Here is a 22,601-nt window from a genome sequence, read left to right as displayed (position 1 = left end):
AATCATATAGAAATTGTTTGCTCGTGTAAATTCTGATACGATTATATTGTATCTCCCTTTGGAGCAAAAAAGGTAAGGTGATGACATGCAAAACCTCATATTAGCCTCTTCTTCTCCACGGCGAAAAGAACTTCTAGAAACTCTCCGCTTATCATTCGCGATTTCAAGCAGTGATGTTGATGAAAGCTTTGATCCGGGGCTTCCACCGGAAGAAGTTGTAATGGAATTAGCCGAACGTAAGGCCCGTGCAGTTTTTAAGCAAAACAGTGCTGCCTTTGTAATTGGCGCTGACACAATTGTTGTTGCGAATAATCAAATTTTGGGAAAGCCAGCTGATGAGGCCGAAGCAGTACGGATGCTACAATCTCTTTCAGGTAGTCAGCACGAGGTATTTACAGGTGTGTGTATTGTATCTCCATCAGGTTGTACAAGATTTTTTGAAAGAACAGAAGTAACGTTTTGGGAGTTAACGGAACATGAGATACGGTCATATGTGAAAAGCGGGGAACCGTTTGATAAAGCAGGGGCATATGGCATTCAACAGCTTGGAAGTATGCTTGTTAAAAAAATAAATGGAGACTATTTTACGGTTGTAGGCCTTCCTGTTTCACGGACTATTCGGGAATTGCAACGGTTAGGCTTTGAGCAGCCAAATTACATTCCTTAACTCCCTATAAACTCTAGGGAGGAATAAAAATGTTTGCAAATAAATTAATGATTCGGGATTTTCCTCAAGACGAACGCCCAAGGGAACGGTTTATACAGCATGGTCCACAAAGTTTGTCTAATCATGAATTAATTGCCATTTTACTTCGGACGGGAACAAAGGATGAATCAGTTTTACAGTTATCTAATCGACTTTTAAACCATTTTGAGGGCTTAAGACTGTTGAAATCTGCCACATTAGAAGAAATAACTGAGATAAAAGGGATTGGATTGGCAAAGGCAATCCAAATACTTGCTGCAGTTGAAATTGGGCGGAGAATGGCCAATCTTTCCTTCGATGAACGATATGTCATACGCTCCCCGGAGGATGGAGCCAAATATGTAATGAACGATATGCGTTTTTTGTCACAAGAGCATTTTGTCTGTTTGTACTTAAATACAAAAAACCAGGTTATTCATAAACAAACGGTATTTATTGGTAGTTTAAACGCTTCCATTGTCCACCCAAGAGAGGTTTACCGTGAAGCATTAAAACGATCCGCTGCCTCCATCATTGCCGTGCATAATCATCCCTCTGGCGACCCCGCGCCAAGCCGCGAGGATATTGAGGTGACTAAAAGGCTGGCGGAGTGCGGGAAAATTATTGGAATTGATCTGCTCGATCATTTAATTATCGGTGAAAATAAGTTTGTCAGTCTCAAGGAAAAAGGACATTTATAATACTATGATTTTATTTGACGATAGGCTATAATATTGGTTATGATTTTTTAGGACTGCTTCAAGCAGAATGATTAAATAGTTAAAATAGACAGATATAGAAATAACCATTACCTGCCTATTGAAATTTGCATTTCGATCAGAAAGGGAGATACACGATTATGTTTGGATTTGGAACAAAAGACCTGGGAATAGACTTAGGGACTGCTAATACGCTTGTTTATGTAAAAGGAAAAGGGATTGTACTGCGAGAGCCATCGGTGGTTTCGTTTCAAACAGATACAAAACAAATTGTAGCCGTCGGCAATGACGCGAAAAATATGATTGGACGGACTCCGGGTAACGTTGTTGCCTTAAGACCGATGAAGGATGGGGTCATAGCAGACTTTGAAACAACTGCCGCCATGATGAAACATTACATACGCCAAGCTCAAAAAAATAAGGGCATGTTTTCAAAAGCCCATGTAATGGTTTGTGTGCCATCTGGAATTACTGCAGTCGAAGAGAGAGCGGTAATTGATGCAACAAGACAGGCGGGGGCTAAAGATGCCTACACAATTGAAGAACCGTTTGCAGCAGCAATCGGTGCCAATCTTCCTGTTTGGGAGCCTACCGGAAGCATGGTAGTCGATATCGGAGGTGGAACAACTGAGGTTGCCATTATCTCCTTGGGAGGTATTGTTACCAGTCAATCGATTCGTATTGCGGGTGATGAAATGGATGATTCCATTATTTCTTATATAAGGAAAAATTACAATTTAATGATAGGGGACCGGACAGCAGAAACCATCAAAATGGAAATTGGTTCTGCAGGGTCACCAGATGGTATTGATAATATGGAAATTCGTGGCCGTGATTTATTGACCGGTTTGCCAAAAACAATAGAAATTACTGCCAAAGAAATTGCTAGTGCCCTAAATGACACGGTTTATGCTATAGTTGAAGCGGTGAAGAATACGCTGGAGAAAACACCGCCGGAGCTTGCTGCCGATATTATGGACCGTGGCATTGTACTTACAGGCGGGGGAGCACTTCTTCGTAATTTGGACAGAGTCATCAGTGAAGAAACGAAGATGCCAGTCCTGATTGCTGAAAATCCGCTTGATTGTGTAGCGATTGGTACAGGCAGGGCACTTGACCATATTCACTTATTTAAAAACAAAGCCAGAGAAAAATAGAGGTGTTACATCATGCCACAGTTCTTCTTGAATAAACGTCTGATTATTTTGCTTGTCAGCATGATTGTTCTCGTGGCATTGATCGGATTTTCTTTAAGGGAGAGGAGCAAGCTATCATGGCCGGAGCAGTTTGTTAAAGACACAACCGGCTGGGTGCAATCCTTGGTGGCGAAACCTACTCATTATTTTGCAGGCTTAATTGCAAGTCTTCAGGACCTAGAAAATACCTATCAAGAGAATAAGACATTGAAATCAAAAATCGATAAACTTGCCAGTATCGAAGCAGAAGCGCAAAGTTTGAAGAAAGATAATGAGGACTTGCGAAAAACACTTGGTGAAAAACAGACCTTGAGTGATTATGATCCGCTGCCGGCGACTGTTATTGGTAGGAATCCTGATCGTTGGAATGAAATGATCATTATTGACAAGGGAAATTTAAACGGGATTAAAAAAAATATGGCGGTTGTGACCGCAAGCGGTTTGATTGGGAAAGTGAAGAATGTCAATCAGTTTAGTTCGACAGTAGAGTTATTGAGTGCAATGGATCCGAAGAACCGTATTTCGGCGCTCATCCAAGGAAAGACGCCTATCTATGGTTTTGTGCAAGGATTTGATGATAAACAAAAACTGTTGCTGGTAAAATCAATACCAGCGGGGACTACGATTGAAAAAGGTCAAACGGTGATTACTTCCGGCTTGGGCGGAATCTTTCCGCAAGGATTGGTCATCGGGAAGGTTGTGGATGTGAAGCCGGATCAATATGGGCTGAATCAAACGGCATTAGTAAAACCTGGCGCTGACTTTTATGATATTCAAAATGTCATCGTGATTAAACGTTTAATGACTCAGCCGGAGGTTTCAGAAATGACAAGCGGGAAGGAGGAGGACTTGTGAAAAAATTCCTTCTTCCTCTTTTGTTTGTCTTTCTTTTTCTATTAGAGAGCCTTTTTGTTCAGTACTTGCCTGATCAAGTTTTCGGACATAATTGGATGTTGTCCCCTCATTTCCTCTTCATTGCAATGGTTTTATTGACCATTTTTGTTGGAAAGAAACAGGGGTTATTGTATGCCGCGATATTTGGATTATTATTTGATATGGTATATGTCGAAATTCTAGGCATCTATCTATTTCTTTTCCCTTTTATCTGTTATCTTGTATCGAAAATCATGAATATTTTACACACCAATTTGCTGATTATCTTTCTTGTCACCATTTCAGCGGTTGCCTTGTTAGAGATCGGGGCATATGAGATGGAGCATTTAATTCATGTGGCTAACATTGATTTTACAAGTTTTCTTCACTTACGATTCTATCCTACGATTTTATTAAATGCAGCCTTTATATTGATTGTAGGATATCCGTTAAAAAGATATTTTGAAAAATACGCTGCCGTGCTGAATGGAGAATGATTCTTTAGCTGGTAAATAAGAATGACGAATTGCCCACAAAGCATACAATTTCTGACGTTGATGTGAAATCCCAATGGATTAGGCAAGGCTGTTTTCATAAAAAAAGAGGAGAACAGATACATCATGTCGAAATTTATTACGATGGTGTGTATTCAATTGGAATAAGTTCATCCTTTATAAGAATAGCGGCTTATTCCAATATTGTTTTCTTAAATTATGAGGTGAAAATTTCTCCATGAAAAATCGGCAAAATGTTACTATAAAGGGGACGAAGGATGGACTGGTCCTTTATCTTGATGATGTCTGTTCCTATGAAGAATTAAAACGGGAACTCGACCAAAAGCTTTCAGCCACCTTAAGGACACAAGAAGATCGCCACGTTATCGGTGTAAAAGTTGAGGTAGGAAATAGATATTTAACAGAAGAACAACGGGAAGAGCTAAAAGCATTAATCCGTCAAAAAAAGAATCTAGTTGTAGATGATATTGAATCAAATGTCATTACTAAAGAGGAAGCTTTTCAATTAAAGGCAGAGGCTGAAGTCGTAACCGTTTCAAGAATTATTCGGTCGGGACAGGTTCTGAAAGTTGCAGGGGATTTATTGTTAATTGGCGACGTTAACCCAGGTGGAGAGGTGATCGCTGGCGGCAATATTTTTATCATGGGCACTTTAAAGGGAATCGCCCATGCCGGCTGTTTTGGAAATGAAGAAGCAGTTATTGCCGCATCAAGCATGAAGCCATCCCAAATTCGGATTAGCGGCTGCATTAACCGGGCTCCTGATCATAGTCCAAGTAATGAGCATCGTGAAATGGAATGTGCTTACATAAATGAAGATCATCAAATTATCATTGATAGATTACAAGCTTTAATTCATTTAAGGCCTAATTTAACGAGATTAGAAGGGGGACAATAAAGTGGGAGAAGCAATCGTAATTACATCCGGTAAGGGCGGAGTAGGCAAAACCACCACTTCTGCTAATATTGGGACATCTCTTGCCCTTCAAGGTAAAAAAGTGTGCCTGGTAGATACAGATATCGGCCTTCGAAACTTGGATGTCGTGATGGGACTTGAAAACAGAATTATTTATGATCTGGTAGATGTTGTAGAAAAACGATGCAAAATTCACCAAGCTCTTGTTAAGGACAAGCGTTTTGATGGATTATTATATTTGCTGCCTGCAGCTCAAACTGTTGATAAATCTGCTGTTACCCCTGAACAGATGAAAGAATTAATCGATGAGTTAAAGCAGGATTATGATTATATTATCATTGACTGCCCTGCAGGTATTGAACAAGGCTATAAAAATGCGATCGCTGGTGCGGATAAAGCCATTGTGGTTACAACTCCAGAGGTATCTGCCGTACGTGATGCTGATCGAATTATTGGTCTTTTAGAAAAAGAGCAGCATATGGATGCACCGAAATTGATTGTTAACCGTATTCGCAATCATATGATGAAAAGTGGTGATATGCTGGATCTTGATGAAATTACACAACACTTATCCATCGAGTTGGTTGGCATCGTTGCGGATGATGAAGAGGTTATTAAAGCATCTAACCATGGCGAACCAATTGCTCTGAATCCTAACAGTAAAGCTTCCATCGCATATCGGAATGTCGCAAGAAGAATTCTCGGAGAATCGATTCCGCTTCAGCCGCTGGAAGAACCAAATAAAAGCATGTTTAGCAAATTTAAAAAATTCTTTGGTGTTCGTTAATCCTAGTTTCGAATCTAAATAAAGAAAAATGGTAAAGCCTGTTCACAAATAATGTGGACGGGCTTTTTTAATCCCTGTCATACTTTGTACTTGCCGTACATAGACTTGTACAAATTGCGGAAAAAGGGTGGATTAGTATGGCGCGGTCGACACCGGATGAAATACGGCGAAGAATCGCCAAAAGGAAAAAAGAAAAAGAATCAGGAGCACCTAGTAATGAACGGGGAATCATCTGGCCAGGAGATGATGAGCATCACGTATTTCCTCCCATTTCTTCATTTGATCCTGATGGGAAAGACCAGGGACATCCCTTATTTAAAAAGGAAATCTTCTTCTTCAAAATTTTGGTTTCGATACTACTGTTTTTAGCGGTTGCCATTTTATTTAGGAATCAATCTGCCAGTTTCGCTCCTGCGAGAGACTTTGTTACAAAATCAATGGATGACGACTTTAAATTCGCTGTTGTTTCCCAATGGTATGAAGAGAAATTCGGAAAGCCTTTGGCATTGCTGCCATTTTCGCAGCAGGATCAGACAAATAAAACGCAAACAGTTCAAAGTGAATATGCTGTTCCGGCGATGGGCAAAATCCTGGAAAATTTTCAAAAGAACGGACAGGGCATTATGATTGAGACACAAAAGGGAGCAGCAGTCCAAGCTATAAATGACGGCTTTGTTCGGTTTGCAGGTGTAAAGGAAGGATTGGGAAAAACAGTTATTGTCCAACATCCCGACAAATCAGAAACCTGGTACGGAAATTTGGCTGAAATAAAAGTTAATTTATATGACTATATCAAAAAAAGAACGGTTGTAGGGACAGTTTCAACGGCAAAAGCTGAGGACCAAACAAAAGGGAAATATTATTTTGCCATTAAAAAAGGTGATAGTTTTGTCGATCCAAGCAAGGTGATTCGTTTTGAATAAATGGGTCCAGCTATTTCGATTAGTCTCAATTCATCCGTTACTTTGGATTGTCATTGGCCTCTCCATTGTGACAGCTCATTTTCTAGAAGTCTGCTTATTATTGGCAATCATTTTTATCCATGAAATGGGGCATGCAGCGGCAGCTTCTTTTTTTTCATGGAGAATCAAAAAAATCACGCTCCTTCCTTTTGGCGGAGTGGCAGAAATGGATGAACATGGGAATCGTCCGTTAAAGGAGGAAGCGATTGTGGTGCTTATGGGACCGCTTCAGCATCTTTGGATGATGGCGGCGGCGTTTGCCTGTTTTTTCTTTCAATTGATATCAGAGGATGTCTTTCAGTTAATTATTTATTACAACCTGATGATATTACTATTTAATTTGTTCCCGATTTGGCCGCTGGATGGTGGAAAACTGGTATTTTTACTGTTCTCGTTAAAAAATTCATTTTCCAGTGCCCATCGGTTCACGCTCGTACTTTCCTTCTTTAGTTTATTCATCTTTTCACTGGCCATCTTGTTGACTGCTCCGACACATATAAATGTCTGGATTGTCATCGCATTTTTAGTATTCTCGCTTTACCACGAATGGAAGCAGCGAAGATTTATTTTCATGCGTTTTTTATTGGAGAGATATTATGGGAAAAGAGCTAGTTTAAGTGTTTTGAAGCCTATTCAAGCAAATGAACAGGAATTGGTGATTCACGTTTTAGAGAAATTTCAGCGCGGTTGCAAGCACCCGATTATCGTAAATGCAGAAGGCGGGGAAAAAGGCACATTGGACGAAAATGAGCTGCTGCATGCTTATTTTAAAGAAAAACGGTTAACGGATAAACTTGGCGACCTTCTCTTTTCTTATTAAAAAGGTATAATAGGACTATTATAGGAAAAGTGAGGAATTGCCGGTTTGGATAAGTTAATCATTAACTATATGGGTCGTGAAAAACGATATGTTTTTATACATGATCAACGGGTCGAAAAGCTTGGTTTTGACCGGCCGGAGCAGCAATCTCTGGTCGGCAATATCTATTATGGAACTGTAACAAAGGTACTGCCGGGAATGAATGCAGCTTTTATAGATATAGGGGAGTCAAAAAATGCCTATTTGCACCGCGATACGATCCCTTCATATGTTTTATCTGCTGAAAAGAACAAAAGCATCACTTCTTTTGTTCACCAAGGGGAAAAACTACTTGTTCAAGTTGACAAGGATGCTGTAGGTACTAAAGGCCCGAAAGTGACGGGAATTGTAGAATTAGAAGGAAACCATCTGATATACATGCCAAATGGCCGCTATGTTGCCGTTTCAAAGAAAATTGCTGATGAGCACATAAAAACCCAGCTTCGGAAGCTTGGCACCCGCATCAAAGCAACAGAAGAGGGGCTAATTTTTCGAACCTCCAGCATTACAGCGGAAGAAACGGAGCTGCAATCAGAACTGGATGATTTAAGGCAGCAATATCAGGAATTGCTAAAAAGAACATCCGTGCTCAAAAAAACAGGTATTATTTTTCAAAAAGATACATTTTTTGAAAGGATCCAAGAACAAATAGCAAAAATGACTTCAGGAGAAGTTGTGACAGATGACCTGGAAATAAAAAAAATACTTGAGCAAAAAAGCCCGCATCTTCATTATGCTTTTTATAGTGGGAAAGAAAATATTTTCTCTGTTTTTCGTGTTGAGCAAGAAATTGAAAAAGCGTTGAAACGGATCGTTTGGCTTGATAACGGTTCCTATCTCGTTTTTGACGAAACAGAGGCATTGACGGTCATTGATGTGAATACAGGGAAATTTTCGGGTAAGACGGACTATCAGGATACAGTCCTAAAAACCAACCAATTGGCAGCAATGGAAATCCTCCGTCAGCTCCGTTTACGTGATATTGGCGGTATAATATTAATCGACTTCATTGATATGGTCCGGGTACCAGACAGGCAAATGATTTTGCAGTTAATTGAATCGGAGCTGGCCAAGGATGCAAAACGGACAAAAGTCATTGGTTTTACAGAGTTAGGAATCTTACAGCTGACACGGAAGCGGACGAAAGAGGCAATTTCCGGGACATTGCAAAAGAAATGTCCGATATGTGATGGTACTGGGCGAATTTTAAGTGCAGAAACGATCGCCTTCCGTTTGGAAAGGGAATTGCTGGAGCACAGGAACTCTGATTTTGAAGCAGTCCTCATTGAGACGACATTAGAAGTTAAAGCAGAATTATTAGGACCAGATGAAAGATTCCGTTCCAGTTTAGAAGAGCTGCTTCATTTGACTATTTATTTTTCGATACAGTCTTCTGCTAATCCTTATTACATTGTAAAACAGCTAGGAAGCAGACAAGAGATTGGTGAAAAGATCACGAAATATTATTGACACTATCGATGAGAGTATGATAGTATTTTACTGTTATGTTTGTAGCACCCGTGCTACAACCGCACTGAACAGGTTTTAAGTTTTTGCTTATTGCAAATCACCTGTTGATGGCGAGTCTGAGTTTATAAGGAGGTGCAGTTCATGTACGCAATTATCGAAACTGGCGGTAAACAATTGAAAGTTGAAGAAGGCCAAGCAATCTACATTGAGAAATTAAATGCAGAAGCAGGCGAAACTGTTACTTTTGACAAAGTTCTTTTCGTTGGCGGTGAAACTGTAAAAGTTGGCAGTCCTGTTGTTGCAGGCGCTACTGTTACAGCTAAAGTTGAAAAACAAGGCCGTGCGAAGAAAATCATTGTTTTCAAGTACAAAGCTAAGAAAAACAACCGTAAGAAACAAGGTCATCGTCAACCTTATACTAAAGTAGTCATCGAAAAAATCAACGCGTAAGGTGTTGTCGTTTAGATGATTCGAATTACGATTAATCGTACTGATTCCGGAAAGATTCATTCTTTTACAATGATGGGACATGCTGAATTTGCTGAGCACGGCGAGGATATCGTTTGTGCGGGGGCATCAGCGGTAACGCTTGGCATCGTCAATTCGATTGAGGTGCTGACGGGTGTCGCTGCCGAAGCAGATCAAGGAGAATCCGGCTTTCTTAAATGCGTGTTTCCTGAAAACCTTTCAGTTGAAACCGATGAGAAAGTACAGTTGCTTCTTAATGCCATGGTTCTGTCACTGCAAGAGATTGAGAAAGCTTACGGAAAGCACATAAGAATTACCTTCAAACCGTAGGAGGTGGAACAAATGTTAAGATTTGATCTTCAGTTTTTCGCTTCTAAAAAAGGAGTAGGTTCTACAAAGAACGGACGTGACTCAATCGCAAAGCGCCTTGGTGCTAAGCGTGCAGACGGTCAATTCGTTACCGGCGGATCTATCCTTTATCGTCAACGCGGAACCAAGATTTATCCAGGTGAAAACGTTGGCCGCGGCGGAGACGATACTTTATTTGCAAAAATCGACGGCGTTGTAAAATTCGAACGTTTTGGTCGTGACCGCAAAAAAGTAAGTGTCTATCCAGTAGCTCAAGAAGCATAAAGATATCCGAAAGCTCTAACCTGACCGGTTAGAGTTTTCTTTTTATAAGGCCTTTCTGAACATCTTCACGTTGATTTCTTCAGTAAGCACATTTTTCCCTCTTCGAATGGATTCAAAACACGCAAAATTGCTTACTCATGGTTGTTTTTTTGATATACTATCAGCAAAACAGTTTTCCGACAATGAATTGGGAGCGAAGGTATGGAGAAAGATTGGGATATAATTGAAGTGCTGCGGCATTCGCGTCATGATTGGTTAAATAAGCTGCAGATTATAAAGGGGAACCTTGATTTAAATCGAATGGACCGGGCCAAAGCAGTTATAAATGATATTGTTATTGAAGCACAGCACGAAACAAAGCTGTCAAATCTGCCAATGCCTCGTTTTGCATCATTTTTATTAAAAGCAAACTGGGATCAAAATGCTTTTAAATTGGAATATGAAGTATTGGATGACCAAGAGTCATTAAAAATACAAGATGAACTCTTGACCAATTGGACTGAATTATTTTTTTCCTGCTTAAATCATTCAATAGAGCTTTTTCATGAAAATAATTTGTCGATTACAATAGAGCCGCAATCAGACGGTATTCGATTCTTTTTCGATTTTAGCGGGATAATAATACACAATGAACAAATAGAGAAATTCCTTACTGAACACAAAGTCATGCTGGACATAACAGTTAAGGAATTCTTTGAAAATGAACTCGCACTAGAGGTATTTATGCCTTTCATCTAGGTGATGTGCGGCAGGAGGAATAAAATGTTTGTCGATCAAGTAAAGATTTATGTAAAAGGCGGCGATGGGGGCAATGGGATGGTTGCTTTCCGCCGTGAAAAATATGTACCAAAGGGCGGCCCTGCCGGCGGTGACGGAGGCAAAGGTGCAGATGTAGTGTTTATGGTGGACGAAGGTCTAAGGACATTAATGGACTTTCGATATCAGCGGCATTTTAAGGCGCCAAGAGGCGAGCATGGAATGTCCAAGAACCAACACGGCAAGAACGCCAAAGACATGATCGTGAAGGTGCCGCCTGGAACGGTTGTAATGGATGCGGAAACGAATGAAGTCATTGCGGATTTAGTGGAACATGGGCAACAGGCAGTAATCGCAAAGGGCGGTCGCGGTGGCCGGGGAAACAGCCGTTTTGCCACTCCAGCTAACCCTGCGCCGGAACTTTCTGAGAACGGTGAACCAGGACAAGAACGAGATGTAGTCTTGGAATTAAAGCTCCTGGCCGATGTAGGATTGGTAGGGTTTCCGAGCGTTGGAAAATCCACGCTTTTGTCGGTTGTATCTTCAGCGAAGCCAAAAATTGCTGAATATCATTTTACAACGATTGTTCCGAATCTTGGAATGGTGGAAACAGATGATGGCAGAAGCTTTGTTTTGGCAGACCTTCCAGGACTTATTGAGGGCGCGCATGCAGGTGTTGGATTAGGGCATCAATTTTTGCGCCATATTGAACGGACGAGAGTCATTGTCCATGTAATTGATATGGCCGCGATGGAGGGCAGAGACCCATTTGAAGATTTTCTGACAATTAATCGCGAATTGAAGGAATATAACCTCAGGCTGACAGAGCGTCCGCAAATAATTGTGGCCAATAAAATGGACATGCCTGAAGCGGAAGAAAACTTGAAGATTTTTAAAGAAAAGCTAAAGGAAGATTATCCAATATTCCCGATTTCAGCTGTTACGCGTAAAGGTTTACGTGAACTTTTATTCGCAGTTGCGGACAAATTGGAAGATACACCAGAGTTCCCGCTTGAACATGAAGAGGAGACAGGAATCCATCGTGTTGTTTATAAGCATGAAGCAGATCCGGATAATTTTGTCATAACAAGAGATCCTGACGGGTCATTTGTTCTTTCAGGTGCAAAGATTGAAAAGCTGTTCAAAATGACTGACTTTTCGCGGGATGAATCCGTTCGCCGATTCGCTCGGCAGCTCCGCGGCCTCGGCGTAGATGATGCCTTAAGGCAGAAAGGCGCAAAGGATGGGGATCTTGTAAAATTATTGGATTTTGAATTTGAATTTATCGAATAAAAAGAATAGATCCCTGTGTGGTTAAGGGAGAGATGATAATGGCAAATTTTGATAAGAAGTTTTATTTGGTCCGAGAAGATATTTTGCCTGAAGCGATGAAGAAAACGATTGAAGCAAAGGAAATGTTGGAAAGGGGCAAGGTCGAATCTATTGGGGAAGCAGTACAGAAAGTAGACCTAAGCAGAAGTGCTTTTTATAAATACAGGGATACTGTATTCCCTTTTTCAACCATTTCTAAAGAAAGAATTGTTTCTCTGTTCTTTCATTTGGAGGATCGTTCAGGCACATTGTCAAAATTGTTAAGTGTTGTGGCCGATTCCGGATGTAACGTATTAACAATTCACCAAACCATACCGCTTCAGGGAAGAGCGAATGTCACATTGTCATTGAACACAGCCCACATGACAAATGAAATGGATCGTTTACTGTCCGATCTTAGAAAGCTTGAATTTGTAGAAAAGGTTGAAGTCCTGGGAACAGGGGCATAGCGAAAAAGTCGCAGCCCCTTTCTCCATCATAATGATAGAAAACTCACCTATAGTACTTATGTCTGCTTGGGGAGTTATATTTTTTTATCAGCTGAGAAAGGGAGTAGGAAGAAGTGAAGGTAGGATATTTAGGTCCAAAAGCAACATTCAGTGAATTACCGGTTAAGATGGTATTTTCTGAGTTTGAACACATCCCATATCGGACAATTGCAGAATGTATGGATGCTGTGGTGGATCAAGAAACAGAACTTGCAGTCGTTCCTTTGGAAAATACCCTTGAGGGGTCTGTAAATATAACACTTGATTATTTAACACAGGTAGTAGAGATTCCAATTATTGGGGAAATCACCATACCAGTAAAACAGCACTTGATGGTTCATCCGGCTAATGCGGATAAGTGGAAGGAAGTATCCAAGATATATAGCCATTCTCATGCCCTTGCACAATGCTATCAATTTTTACATAAGCAGTTTAAAGGCGTCCCGTTGGAAAGTGTCTCTTCGACAGCTGCAGCGGCCCAAATGGTGATGAATTCGCCGGAAATCAATGCAGCGGCAATAGCTAATGAATACGCAGCAAAAGTATACGGTCTGGCACTTGTTCAACCAAATATACATGATTTTGACTATAACCACACCCGATTTGTCGTATTATCTCAGAAAGAAATCGATTTTCAATCCTTAAGCAGTTCAAACCATTATAAAACGACGTTGATGGTGACGCTACCTTCCGATCAAGCAGGGGCACTTCATCAAGTTCTATCTGCCTTCGCCTGGAGAAAACTGAATCTTTCTAAAATTGAGTCTAGACCTATGAAAACAGGAATTGGCAATTATTTCTTTATTATTGATGTAGAAATGCAGCTTGATGATGTCCTAATCCCAGGGGCAATCGCAGAAATGGAAGCACTCGGGTGTGGTGTGAAAGTATTGGGAAGTTACCCCGTATTAATGGTGGAATCCGATTAAGTACAGTGTAGTAAAGGAATCGAGGTTTAGTGAGAAAAGTGAAAGGACCCTGCGAGATGTAAGGGTCCTTTCCTATTCCATTAAAAATCCTTCTTTTCTTAGAGCGTCTTCTGCCTGATTGAGTGTTTGTTCATTTCTGGCTGAAATGGTATGAAGATGGATGCCGCCAGTTAATTCAGATAAAAGGGCGGCCTTTGTGAAACGAATTTTATCCATGAATTGCTTAACATCCTGCCTGTTGGAAACCATGATCGAAGCCGTTAGGTCACCATAAACCGCATGTTCGATTTTAACATCCTTTACTAATACGCCATGGTCAACCATAATATTCAGTTCTTTTTCTGTCTGCTCAGGAGTATGGCGGCAGGCTATAATCTTTTCATAAACAGAATTTCCGGAAGCCTGGTTTAAATAAATATATCCCTGACTTGTAGCAATGATCGGTTCGTTTTTTGCTTTAAGCAAGGTAATATCCCCAACAATTACTTGTCTGCTTACGTTCGTTCTCGAGGCAAGGTCACTGCCTGTAAGCGGTGCAGTGCTTTCTTTTAGCAGCTCTAAAATGAATGCCCTCCTTTCTTCTCCTAAGATTTTTTTTTGCTCGGTCATAAAACTCCTCCTGTGTTCAAATGGTCAACTTATTTTAGCATAATTATGGCTGATTACTTAACAACAGCCCCAGCAAATTCCTTTACAATCCGGACAATTGCTTTTCCTAACTTTAAAACATCTTCCTGCGTTGTAGACTGGCCAAATGAGATGCGAATGAATTCTTTTGCCTCATTGTTCGTCACTCCCAGTGCCTCCGTTACTTTTGCAGGGGTTTGCATTCCTAGCTGACAGGCACTTCCTGTTGAAATCGCTAAACCAAGTCTGTTGCACTCCAGCATCATCCATTGTCCTTCAATACCGGAAATACTTAGACCCACAATATTGGGTAGTTGATAAGGATCTTTGGCTTGAAAAATTTTCACCCTGTTCATGATGGGACTGAGTGTTTCCAATAAAGATTTACGAAGCTGAATGAATTTATTGCGCTCCTCCGGCAGACTGGCAAAAGTTTTCTGGGCAGCAGCAGTCATGGCAGCAATTGCCGGAATATTCACAGTCCCAGGGCGAAATCCTTTTTCGTGTGACGTATCGGGAAAGAATGATTGCCAGACAATTTGCGGATCCAGATAGACACCGCCAATTCCTTTAGGGCCATAAATTTTATGACCGGAAAATGAAAAGCTGCTGACGTATGGAATCACACTGCGAAGATCGATTTTGCCAAAGGACTGGACAAAATCACTATGGAAGTAGATATCATGTTCTTTACATAACTTTCCGATTGCCTCAATTGGCTGAATGGTGCCAATTTCCGAGTTTATATGCTGAATGATTACTAAGCTTGTTTCAGGTTTCATAGCATGTTTGAGTTGGTCAAGATTGATTGTCCCGTTTGAACCAAATGGAAGTAGTGTCACATCATATCCATTCTTCTCAAGACGTTTAAGGACACCATGTACGGAAGAATGTTCTGCGATACCGGAAATGATATGGTTTCCTTTCTTATTCGAAGCTGACAACAAAGCCTCGATGGCTAAAAAATTCCCCTCAGAACCTCCGCTTGTAAAATACAGCCCACGGCTGTCCACACCTAGAAGCTTGCCAAGTTCGGTACGGCAATTATCAAGTAAAAGCGCGGCCTGGCTGCCTATATCATGCAGGCTGCTGGCATTGCCGAAATAATGGGTTGAAGCTTGCAAGTATACCTCAGCAGCTTCTGGATCCAATGGGGTTGTAGCAGCATAATCAAAATATATCATTTTTTTATTCTCCAATACTCTGTTTTTTTTCAGCTCTTGGGTGGGAGCTTACCAATCCCTCATTGTAGATAAAAACTCTTGTATTTAGTTTAATTCTGTGTAAATATATATGTCAAGACACCTGTCAATTGAAGAAAGGTGATGTACATGTCAAATGCGGATGTGTTAATTATTGGCAGTGGGATCGCTGCATTACAGCTAGCTTCCCATTTAGGTAAGAATTTGAATGTGAGAGTTCTCACAAAATCGAAATTAACGGTTTCTAATTCCTATCTTGCCCAGGGTGGGATTGCAGCAGCAATCGGCCCCGCTGATCATCCTGCAAAACATTATAACGATACGTTAGAAGCAGGAAGCTATCACAATAATCCGGAAGCTGTCAGGCAAATTATTCATGAAGCTCCTGGGCTTATTCAAGAAATTGCCGAGCATGGAAATGTTTTTGATCGAGACATGACAGGCAGTCTTCTATTAGGCATGGAAGGAGCACACTGCGAGCATCGGATCGTCCATGGGGGCGGGGATGCAACCGGTCGCAGGGTTAGCGAATATTTAATAAACAGGCTGAAGTCACATGTGACTGTTGATGAGGATGTTTTTGTCTATCAATTGTTATTAAACAAACAAGACAATCGTTGTATAGGTGTCAAAACAAAGCAACCTGATGGATCAATTAAAACCTATTATGGTAACCATATAATTCTGGCAACTGGTGGCTGCGGTCAATTGTACAGCTACACCTCCAATGCTAAAACAGTAACTGGTGATGGAATAGCCCTTGCATACCAAGCAGGTGCAGAAATTACTGATATGGAATTTATTCAATTCCATCCAACATTATTATATGTGAATGGTGAAACAAAAGGGCTCATCTCTGAGGCGGTTAGAGGAGAAGGTGCAAGGCTTGTCAGCGATGACGGCACGTACATTATGGAGGGAGTACACCCATACAAGGATCTAGCCCCAAGATACGTTGTTTCCCAAACCATCTATGATTATTTGAAAAAAGGACATCATGTTTTTTTAGATATTACTAGTATTTCAGACTTTAAGACAAGATTCCCCTCCATTACAGTTATTTGTGAGGAAAATGGTATTGACCTTGCAGATGGAAAAATACCAGTTGTTCCTGGCAGCCATTTTTTAATGGGAGGAATTAAAACAGATGTTATCGGAAGAACCAGCATTGCAGGGCTATATGCCATCGGGGAAGCTGCTTGTACCGGCCTGCATGGTGCGAATCGTTTAGCCAGCAATTCATTGTTGGAAGGCTTGTATCAAGGGAAAAAATTAGCCGAATGGCTCAATGCAATTCCTTCGGTTCCCACATATGAAATAGCTGTCCAAAAACAGCTGCTTAAGCGAGAGCAAATTCGTTTGCCGGAAATTCAACAAATCCAAGAGTCCATGATGGAGCGGGTAGGTATAGTCCGCAGCAAATCCGTTCTTAAACTGCAGGAAAAATGGCTGGCTCAATTTAAAGTAGAAGAAATAAACGATTATGATTCAGTATCAGTTTCTGATTTAACAAAGATATTTATGCTTCTTACGGCACAATTAATCACCAATGCGGCTCTCCAAAGAACCGAAAGCCGCGGCGGTCACTATAGAAGTGACTATCCACATGAGGACAATCGAAACTGGCTAAGAAAATCGATTATTCATAAACATAAACGGGAAGTGGAGACGACCGATGAACAAATTGAAACTGCGATCACAACTTCAACAATTTTTTATTGAAGATATTGGAGAACAGGATATTACGACTGATCTCATATTTTCAGATGAAACAAAAGGTGAAATAGTTTTTCTTGCAAAAGACAATGGCATATTTTGCGGTGAAGAAATCATTAAAACGGGTTTTCAGCTTTTAAATAACGAACTGAACATCCATGTATTTGTTAAAGACGGTGAATCAATTGAAATAGGGCAGCAGCTTGCTCGTGTTTCAGGGAAAATATCCGATCTGTTAAAAGGGGAACGGGTAGTTCTAAATCTCATACAGCGTATGAGTGGGATTGCAACAATGACTAAAAGAGCAGTAAACACACTTAACAGTGATTTTACAAAGATTTGTGATACCAGAAAAACGACTCCTGGTCTTCGAATGCTGGAAAAATATGCAGTCAAGACAGGCGGTGGTTATAATCACCGTTTTGGCCTATACGATGGTGTGATGATTAAAGATAACCATATTTCTTTTGCAGGCTCCATCATAAAGGCAGTTGAAGCTGTACGCCAATCAGCAGGACTTATGGTTAAGGTGGAAGTTGAGGTTGAGACTGAGGAACAAGTTATGGAAGCAGTTCGAGCCGGAGCGGATGTCATCATGTTCGACAATCGCACACCTGAGGAGATTAAAGAGTTTATCAAATTGGTGCCTGCTGGCATTATTACTGAGGCTTCAGGAGGGATTCAGCTTAGCAACCTTGCTGATTATCAGGATACAGGGGTTCATTACATTTCACTTGGATTTTTAACTCACTCATATAAAGCATTAGATATTAGCGTAAAAGTGTTTTGGAATAAAGGAGATGAATAATTTGAGTATTTTAGCCTCATTACAAAATAATCGGATGATTCCTGAAAAATATAAGCTCATGTCCCGTGAAGAATTGGAAGCTCGTGTTCTTGAAGTAAAACAAAAAATGGGTGCCCGGCTGTTTATTCCCGGCCATCATTATCAAAAAAATGAAGTTATTCAGTTTGCCGATGCTACAGGTGATTCCTTGAAATTGGCGCAGATTTCAGCTGAAAATACTGAGGCGGAATATATTGTTTTTTGCGGTGTTCATTTTATGGCTGAAACGGCTGATATTTTAACAACTGAAAATCAAAAGGTTTTTTTACCGGATATGCGAGCGGGATGTTCAATGGCCGATATGGCGGATATGCCGCAGACAGAATGCGCATGGGAAAAACTGCAGGCCATTTTTGGTGACACGATCCTGCCTTTAACTTATATCAATTCTACTGCTGCGATTAAAGCATTTGTCGGTGTGAATGGGGGGGCAACTGTTACCTCTTCCAATGCTCCTGAAAAAGTAAAATGGGCATTAAATCAAAAGGAACGCATTTTATTCCTTCCGGATCAGCACTTAGGAAGAAATACTGCCTTTGATCTTGGGGTAGGTCTGGATGAAATGGCGGTTTGGAATCCGATCACAGATACATTGGAATATGAGGGCGATGTTTCGCGGATAAAAGTCATTCTTTGGAAAGGGCATTGCTCCGTCCACGAAAACTTTACAGTGCAAAACATTCACGATACTCGTAAACAATATCCTGATATGAAAATTATCGTTCATCCAGAATGCTCCCGTGAAGTGGTAGCTTTATCTGATGAGGCGGGTTCAACTAGCTTTATCATTCAAATGATTGAAAAAGCGGAGCCTGGTTCGGCATGGGCCATCGGAACCGAAATGAATCTGGTTAATCGCTTGATCCAAAATCATTCTGATAAGCACATCATCTCTTTAAACCCTCATATGTGTCCGTGCTTGACGATGAATAGAATTGATCTGCCGCACTTAGTCTGGTGCTTAGACATGATTGAAGCAGGTCAGGAGGATCAAATCATTAAAGTTGATCCGAAAATTGCCGAAAATGCTAAATTGGCATTGGAACGCATGCTTTTAAGTAAATAATCTCTTCAAAATAGATGCATTGATTTGCATCTATTTTTTTGTAAGTGGAAGCACCCTGCTGGTTATTTAGCTGTTGATAGAATGAAAATGAATGAGTTGGTAAAACACCCCTTTATTTTTTTGCTTCATAAATGTCTTTAATTAGGCATAAGTTTTTATGAAGAATATTAGCAATTTGCCCAATTCCACATACACTATATGGACTTATGCCATAGGAGGGAAATCAGAGTGAAGATCCATATCGTACAGAAAGGGGATACTCTTTGGAAGATCGCCAAGAAGTACGGCGTGAATTTTGAAGAGCTGAAAAAGTTAAATTCGCAGCTCAGTAACCCTGATATGATTATGCCCGGAATGAAAATTAAAGTCCCTACAGCTGGTGGAATCGTAAAGAAAGAAATGCACCATGGGACACATAATCCAGGGCCAGGAGTTAAAAAAGAGATTCCGCTTACTGAGCACCCGTTTGCCAAAGAAAAGCCAATTCCAGCACCAATTAAGGAGGTACCTGTTAAAGAAGTTCCAATTAAAGAACAGCCAATTATTAAGGAAGCACCAAAAGCACCCTATACTCCGAAAATGCCTCTGCAAGTAGTCCCAGAAATAGATATTAATAATTATTATATGATGAACATGCAACAAATGAAGATTGAACAGCCGCAGCTCCCGCCAAAACCTGCCAATATACTTCCTGAAGTAAAAGAGGTTCCGAAAAAAGAAATAACAGTCCCTATCCCGCCGCCTGTTCAGCCTGTGCAAGAAATGCCATGTGAACCGCAAGAATATTGTGTTCCGATCACTCCTATTATGCCTGGGCCTGGATTCTGTCCGCCATTTGGAGGAATGGGGGTTCCAATGCAGCCGTATATGCCTTACCCTAATTATCCAAATCCGGGGATGGCTGTGCCAATGGGACCAGGGCCTGGTGTTGTCCCAGCCGTATCTGGGCCAGTGTATGCACCGCATCACTTTGACATGGAATCATCATCGTTTATGCCGCAAATGCCTGTTGTAAATCCTGCTTATAGTCCTGGGGCAGGGCCAGTGGGTGTCCCAGGAGCAGTACCAGGGACTCCAATGCCATATTCAGGAACTAATGTATATGGCCAAGTGCCTTCGGGGTACAGTACATTGCCAGCAGCATATGGTCAAATTCCAGCAGAATATCCTGCAGCAGGATATCCCGCAGGCTATCAGCCAGGATACCCAGGATACCCAGGTGCAGTGCCTGGAGGTTATGTACCGGGGGCACCAGTTGGATATCCTGTGCAACAATCTGTAGAGTATGTTCCTGGGGCACCTGGAGTGCCTGGAACCATGTATGGAACTCCAGGTGTAGGAAGTCCATATGGTTACAGACCTGATAATGGGCAAATTCCATATGGATACCCGCCTTCAGGAAGTACTGCGGAATATAATGTTACTGAACTTGCTGCGCCATTTGCAGGAGAACAAATACAGCCTATATATCAAGAACAAGGATTGCCAATTGGAACAGGAGCTATGAATGATTGTGGATGCGGTGCACCTCCGGCAGGAATGCAGCAAGAATTTATTCCACCAACCCCTCCGATCTATAGTGCGCCATATTCTGGTTCAATCAATGTGGCCCAGCCGCCATTTATGAATCTATATGGTATGGATCCGGTTGGCACATCCTACGGTATGCCTGGTTATGCAGATGAGAGCAGCTAAAACAAATAAAAATCATATTGGAGACGATGCATATTTTGATCGTCTCTTCTCTTATTTTCGCTCACAGTTTACTGAGGAAATTATCGATTTGGTTCCAATCAAAAAGTCCGTTATTTTATTGGAAACGAAAGAACATACCTATATCATGAAGGGATATCCAACCATTAAGCGTCTTAAATTGCAAGAGGCATTTACTGCAACATTGAGAAAAGAAGGATTTTCTAAAACATATGTATTTTTTTCACCGCCTGCGAAAGAACAGCTTTATTTTGAAGGGCGTTATTTTGGATGTATGGAATATATTGAGCCGCACAAATCCATTTTTACTTTTCAATCCCAAAAAAATCGGCAGGAAGGATTAGATTTACTGGAACACTTCCACCAAGCAACCGCTTCATTTGAACAGCGTTATCGGACGCTTCTTCCGCATGGCGACTTAATGGGTAAATGGCAGGAAAGGTTTCACGGCTTTTCAAACAATCTTCCCATTCTTGGCTATTTTATGAAGGAGCCATTTATTTCAGAAATTGTGGAATGGGCTAGTTGGTCTTTATCAGGTCTAAACTTAAATCAGTTCCCATCTCCAAGCGAACCGAGTGTGATTTTGCATGGTGATGTTGCACATCATAATTTTTTGCTTGACAAGGATGGAAGATTATGTCTTATTGATTTTGATTTAATAAATATAGGTCCAGCCATGTTTGATTATTTACAGTATGCAAACCGAATTCTTCCTTATATAGATTGGTCTTTTGAAAAATTAACCAGCCTTAAACAGCTGCAGAAATATAAGAATAATAAAGCTTTTTTATACGCACTAGCTTATCCTGCTGATATTTTCAGGGAATGGAATCGAACGATCAGAGAAAAAACTTATACAAATCAAAGTATTTTTAAACAAGTGATGAATTTATCCATTGGTCAATTTTATTCAAGAAAGAAATTTATCGACCAGTTAAAGGAACGATTGAATTAAGCATATGGACATTTGTGGTAGAATGAAAATCCCTTTAAAATAACAACCTAAACCTGAGTATATATATGCTCAGAATGTTTTGAGGGGGTTTATCGCTTGAATAAGAGTCAGTGGATGATTCCTCTTTCAACTTTAATGATAATAGGTGTTTCAGGCTGTAATGCAAACAATAGCCGGGCAAATTTAACGAATTCGAATAATCCGATTCATCATGTTGGATATTATTCAAATGAAAATCATCCGGCCCAGAATTTTGAAATGCTAAATGATAACGATGGCCCTGTAACAGAGTTTTTGGATCATACATTAGGCGATGAAAGCCGTCTATTACAAGAACAGAAACGCAGAATGCTCCAAACCCGTGATGAAAATGGGAATCCGAAAAACCCTACCACGCCTTTGGCATCGACAGATCGAAATTTTTTTCAAAGAGATAACCGCTTTAGCACGAGTGATATGAACTACCATGGTCATTTAAATACACAAATAGGGAACTCCGGAACTGTCACCGACCCTGCTTTTCAGGAAAGAATGACGAATAAAATCAGGGCGAGGATATCAGGAATGGAGAATGTTCGAAGTGTTCGTTCCGTTTCCTATGGAGATGTCGTCACTGTTTCAGTGATATTAAATGACAACAAGCGCGATAAACAAACAAAACAGGCAATCAAAGACGCTGTGAAGCCATTTGTTAAAGGAAGAAGTGTGAATGTTCTAGTAGATGAAGGAACCTTCGGCCGAGATCGGAACATGAACAATGAAATTCCACAGCGTATACCCTAACCAAAAGGGGTAAAGCTTAATACCGGCTTTGCCCTTTTTGGTTAGGGATAAAAAGGCAAATATGGGCTACACTATGACTGTAAAGAATGTTTCTAAACCTA

General features: G+C 40.7%; 24 protein-coding genes, 1 pseudogene and 1 other annotated feature. Of the genes and pseudogenes, 23 read left to right on the top strand and 2 right to left on the bottom strand.

What is annotated here, in order from left to right; translation table 11 throughout:
* Positions 1-85: 85 nt before the first annotated feature.
* The 17 genes from HPT25_RS00545 to pheA all read left to right on the top strand — a co-directional run bounded on the left by HPT25_RS00545 (position 86) and on the right by pheA (position 13,588).
* The gene (locus tag HPT25_RS00545) at positions 86-667 is read left to right on the top strand and encodes a Maf family protein (protein ID WP_173058509.1); all 582 of its coding nucleotides are present in this window, start codon (positions 86-88) and stop codon (positions 665-667) included.
* Positions 668-696: 29 nt separating this feature from the next.
* Positions 697-1,386, top strand: coding sequence for a RadC family protein (gene radC / locus HPT25_RS00540; protein WP_173058506.1), 690 nt, complete (start codon positions 697-699; stop codon positions 1,384-1,386).
* Positions 1,387-1,544: 158 nt separating this feature from the next.
* Positions 1,545-2,561, top strand: coding sequence for a rod shape-determining protein (locus HPT25_RS00535; RefSeq protein WP_173058503.1), 1,017 nt, complete (start codon positions 1,545-1,547; stop codon positions 2,559-2,561).
* Between the two features lie 12 nt (positions 2,562-2,573).
* Entirely contained in the window at positions 2,574-3,455 is an 882-nt protein-coding gene (gene mreC, locus HPT25_RS00530; protein ID WP_173058500.1) for a rod shape-determining protein MreC, read from the top strand.
* Entirely contained in the window at positions 3,452-3,970 is a 519-nt protein-coding gene (gene mreD, locus HPT25_RS00525; protein ID WP_173058497.1) for a rod shape-determining protein MreD, read from the top strand. Before mreC ends, mreD begins: the two co-directional genes overlap by 4 nt.
* 235 nt (positions 3,971-4,205) lie before the next feature.
* A complete protein-coding gene (minC, locus tag HPT25_RS00520; RefSeq protein WP_173058495.1) occupies positions 4,206-4,886 on the top strand; it encodes a septum site-determining protein MinC in 681 nt (226 codons plus the stop codon).
* 1 nt (position 4,887) lies between these two features.
* The gene (minD, locus tag HPT25_RS00515; RefSeq protein WP_173058491.1) at positions 4,888-5,691 is read left to right on the top strand and encodes a septum site-determining protein MinD; all 804 of its coding nucleotides are present in this window, start codon (positions 4,888-4,890) and stop codon (positions 5,689-5,691) included.
* 137 nt (positions 5,692-5,828) lie between these two features.
* Positions 5,829-6,614, top strand: coding sequence for a M23 family metallopeptidase (locus HPT25_RS00510; RefSeq protein ID WP_173058489.1), 786 nt, complete (start codon positions 5,829-5,831; stop codon positions 6,612-6,614).
* Positions 6,607-7,473 (top strand): M50 family metallopeptidase, encoded by an 867-nt coding sequence (locus HPT25_RS00505; RefSeq protein WP_173058487.1) that lies wholly within the window; start codon positions 6,607-6,609, stop codon positions 7,471-7,473. The genes HPT25_RS00510 and HPT25_RS00505 overlap by 8 nt, the downstream gene beginning before the upstream one ends.
* A 45-nt stretch (positions 7,474-7,518) precedes the next feature.
* Entirely contained in the window at positions 7,519-8,982 is a 1,464-nt protein-coding gene (locus HPT25_RS00500) for an Rne/Rng family ribonuclease (protein WP_173058485.1), read from the top strand.
* A 47-nt stretch (positions 8,983-9,029) separates the two neighbouring features.
* Positions 9,030-9,110: a sequence feature (ribosomal protein L21 leader region), on the top strand.
* A 13-nt stretch (positions 9,111-9,123) separates the two neighbouring features.
* Positions 9,124-9,432 carry a 50S ribosomal protein L21 gene (gene rplU, locus HPT25_RS00495; protein WP_173058483.1) on the top strand — a complete coding sequence of 103 codons (309 nt, stop codon included), beginning with the start codon at positions 9,124-9,126 and terminating at the stop codon, positions 9,430-9,432.
* Positions 9,433-9,447: 15 nt separating this feature from the next.
* Positions 9,448-9,780, top strand: coding sequence for a ribosomal-processing cysteine protease Prp (locus tag HPT25_RS00490; protein ID WP_173058481.1), 333 nt, complete (start codon positions 9,448-9,450; stop codon positions 9,778-9,780).
* A 12-nt stretch (positions 9,781-9,792) separates the two neighbouring features.
* Positions 9,793-10,083 (top strand): 50S ribosomal protein L27, encoded by a 291-nt coding sequence (gene rpmA, locus HPT25_RS00485; RefSeq protein ID WP_173058479.1) that lies wholly within the window; start codon positions 9,793-9,795, stop codon positions 10,081-10,083.
* A 201-nt stretch (positions 10,084-10,284) separates the two neighbouring features.
* Complete coding sequence (locus tag HPT25_RS00480) at positions 10,285-10,821, top strand: sporulation initiation phosphotransferase B (RefSeq protein ID WP_173058477.1); 537 nt, start codon at positions 10,285-10,287, stop codon at positions 10,819-10,821.
* A 24-nt stretch (positions 10,822-10,845) separates the two neighbouring features.
* Positions 10,846-12,132 (top strand): GTPase ObgE, encoded by a 1,287-nt coding sequence (obgE, locus tag HPT25_RS00475; protein WP_173058475.1) that lies wholly within the window; start codon positions 10,846-10,848, stop codon positions 12,130-12,132.
* Between the two features lie 38 nt (positions 12,133-12,170).
* Positions 12,171-12,620 carry a transcriptional regulator ThrR gene (thrR, locus tag HPT25_RS00470; RefSeq protein ID WP_173058473.1) on the top strand — a complete coding sequence of 150 codons (450 nt, stop codon included), beginning with the start codon at positions 12,171-12,173 and terminating at the stop codon, positions 12,618-12,620.
* Between the two features lie 113 nt (positions 12,621-12,733).
* Complete coding sequence (gene pheA, locus HPT25_RS00465) at positions 12,734-13,588, top strand: prephenate dehydratase (RefSeq protein WP_173058471.1); 855 nt, start codon at positions 12,734-12,736, stop codon at positions 13,586-13,588.
* A gap of 72 nt (positions 13,589-13,660) precedes the next feature.
* Here pheA and HPT25_RS00460 read toward each other — a convergent pair whose 3' ends face one another.
* Together HPT25_RS00460 and HPT25_RS00455 are read right to left on the bottom strand one after the other, a co-directional pair.
* Positions 13,661-14,197 carry a transcription repressor NadR gene (locus tag HPT25_RS00460; protein ID WP_173058469.1) on the bottom strand — a complete coding sequence of 179 codons (537 nt, stop codon included), beginning with the start codon at positions 14,195-14,197 and terminating at the stop codon, positions 13,661-13,663.
* Between the two features lie 53 nt (positions 14,198-14,250).
* Positions 14,251-15,399 carry an IscS subfamily cysteine desulfurase gene (locus HPT25_RS00455; protein ID WP_173058467.1) on the bottom strand — a complete coding sequence of 383 codons (1,149 nt, stop codon included), beginning with the start codon at positions 15,397-15,399 and terminating at the stop codon, positions 14,251-14,253.
* 147 nt (positions 15,400-15,546) lie between these two features.
* On the opposite strand from HPT25_RS00455, the gene nadB reads away from it, so the two are divergent.
* The 6 genes and pseudogenes from nadB to HPT25_RS00425 all read left to right on the top strand — a co-directional run bounded on the left by nadB (position 15,547) and on the right by HPT25_RS00425 (position 22,500).
* Complete coding sequence (gene nadB / locus HPT25_RS00450; RefSeq protein ID WP_173058465.1) at positions 15,547-17,139, top strand: L-aspartate oxidase; 1,593 nt, start codon at positions 15,547-15,549, stop codon at positions 17,137-17,139.
* On the top strand, positions 17,093-17,941 hold the full coding sequence (nadC, locus tag HPT25_RS00445) for a carboxylating nicotinate-nucleotide diphosphorylase (protein ID WP_173058463.1): 849 nt from the start codon (positions 17,093-17,095) through the stop codon (positions 17,939-17,941). The genes nadB and nadC overlap by 47 nt, the downstream gene beginning before the upstream one ends.
* Before the next feature lies 1 nt (position 17,942).
* A complete protein-coding gene (gene nadA, locus HPT25_RS00440; protein ID WP_173058461.1) occupies positions 17,943-19,046 on the top strand; it encodes a quinolinate synthase NadA in 1,104 nt (367 codons plus the stop codon).
* A 228-nt stretch (positions 19,047-19,274) separates the two neighbouring features.
* Positions 19,275-19,422 (top strand): annotated as a pseudogene (gene safA, locus HPT25_RS29325) (SafA/ExsA family spore coat assembly protein); the annotation flags it as partial.
* 1,305 nt (positions 19,423-20,727) lie between these two features.
* Positions 20,728-21,717, top strand: coding sequence for a phosphotransferase (locus HPT25_RS00430; protein ID WP_173058457.1), 990 nt, complete (start codon positions 20,728-20,730; stop codon positions 21,715-21,717).
* Between the two features lie 96 nt (positions 21,718-21,813).
* Entirely contained in the window at positions 21,814-22,500 is a 687-nt protein-coding gene (locus HPT25_RS00425) for a YhcN/YlaJ family sporulation lipoprotein (RefSeq protein ID WP_173058456.1), read from the top strand.
* The last annotated feature ends 101 nt before the right edge of the window (positions 22,501-22,601 follow it).

Origin of the sequence: Neobacillus endophyticus, from assembly GCF_013248975.1 — a bacterium.
In the GTDB taxonomy this organism is placed as follows: Bacteria; Bacillota; Bacilli; order Bacillales; family Cytobacillaceae; genus Neobacillus; species Neobacillus endophyticus.
This window is presented reverse-complemented; position numbering and strand designations above follow the sequence as displayed.

What these genes read in the sequence shown, in the direction of transcription:
- HPT25_RS00545 (WP_173058509.1), top strand. Translation starts at nt 86, where the DNA reads ATGCAAAACCTCATATTAGCCTCTTCTTCTCCACGGCGAAAAGAACTT.
- radC (WP_173058506.1), top strand. Translation starts at nt 697, where the DNA reads ATGTTTGCAAATAAATTAATGATTCGGGATTTTCCTCAAGACGAACGC.
- HPT25_RS00535 (WP_173058503.1), top strand. Translation starts at nt 1,545, where the DNA reads ATGTTTGGATTTGGAACAAAAGACCTGGGAATAGACTTAGGGACTGCT.
- mreC (WP_173058500.1), top strand. Translation starts at nt 2,574, where the DNA reads ATGCCACAGTTCTTCTTGAATAAACGTCTGATTATTTTGCTTGTCAGC.
- minC (WP_173058495.1), top strand. Translation starts at nt 4,206, where the DNA reads ATGAAAAATCGGCAAAATGTTACTATAAAGGGGACGAAGGATGGACTG.
- HPT25_RS00510 (WP_173058489.1), top strand. Translation starts at nt 5,829, where the DNA reads ATGGCGCGGTCGACACCGGATGAAATACGGCGAAGAATCGCCAAAAGG.
- rplU (WP_173058483.1), top strand. Translation starts at nt 9,124, where the DNA reads ATGTACGCAATTATCGAAACTGGCGGTAAACAATTGAAAGTTGAAGAA.
- HPT25_RS00490 (WP_173058481.1), top strand. Translation starts at nt 9,448, where the DNA reads ATGATTCGAATTACGATTAATCGTACTGATTCCGGAAAGATTCATTCT.
- rpmA (WP_173058479.1), top strand. Translation starts at nt 9,793, where the DNA reads ATGTTAAGATTTGATCTTCAGTTTTTCGCTTCTAAAAAAGGAGTAGGT.
- HPT25_RS00480 (WP_173058477.1), top strand. Translation starts at nt 10,285, where the DNA reads ATGGAGAAAGATTGGGATATAATTGAAGTGCTGCGGCATTCGCGTCAT.
- obgE (WP_173058475.1), top strand. Translation starts at nt 10,846, where the DNA reads ATGTTTGTCGATCAAGTAAAGATTTATGTAAAAGGCGGCGATGGGGGC.
- thrR (WP_173058473.1), top strand. Translation starts at nt 12,171, where the DNA reads ATGGCAAATTTTGATAAGAAGTTTTATTTGGTCCGAGAAGATATTTTG.
- HPT25_RS00460 (WP_173058469.1), bottom strand. Translation starts at nt 14,197, where the DNA reads ATGACCGAGCAAAAAAAAATCTTAGGAGAAGAAAGGAGGGCATTCATT.
- HPT25_RS00455 (WP_173058467.1), bottom strand. Translation starts at nt 15,399, where the DNA reads ATGATATATTTTGATTATGCTGCTACAACCCCATTGGATCCAGAAGCT.
- nadB (WP_173058465.1), top strand. Translation starts at nt 15,547, where the DNA reads ATGTCAAATGCGGATGTGTTAATTATTGGCAGTGGGATCGCTGCATTA.
- nadC (WP_173058463.1), top strand. Translation starts at nt 17,093, where the DNA reads ATGAACAAATTGAAACTGCGATCACAACTTCAACAATTTTTTATTGAA.
- HPT25_RS00430 (WP_173058457.1), top strand. Translation starts at nt 20,728, where the DNA reads ATGAGAGCAGCTAAAACAAATAAAAATCATATTGGAGACGATGCATAT.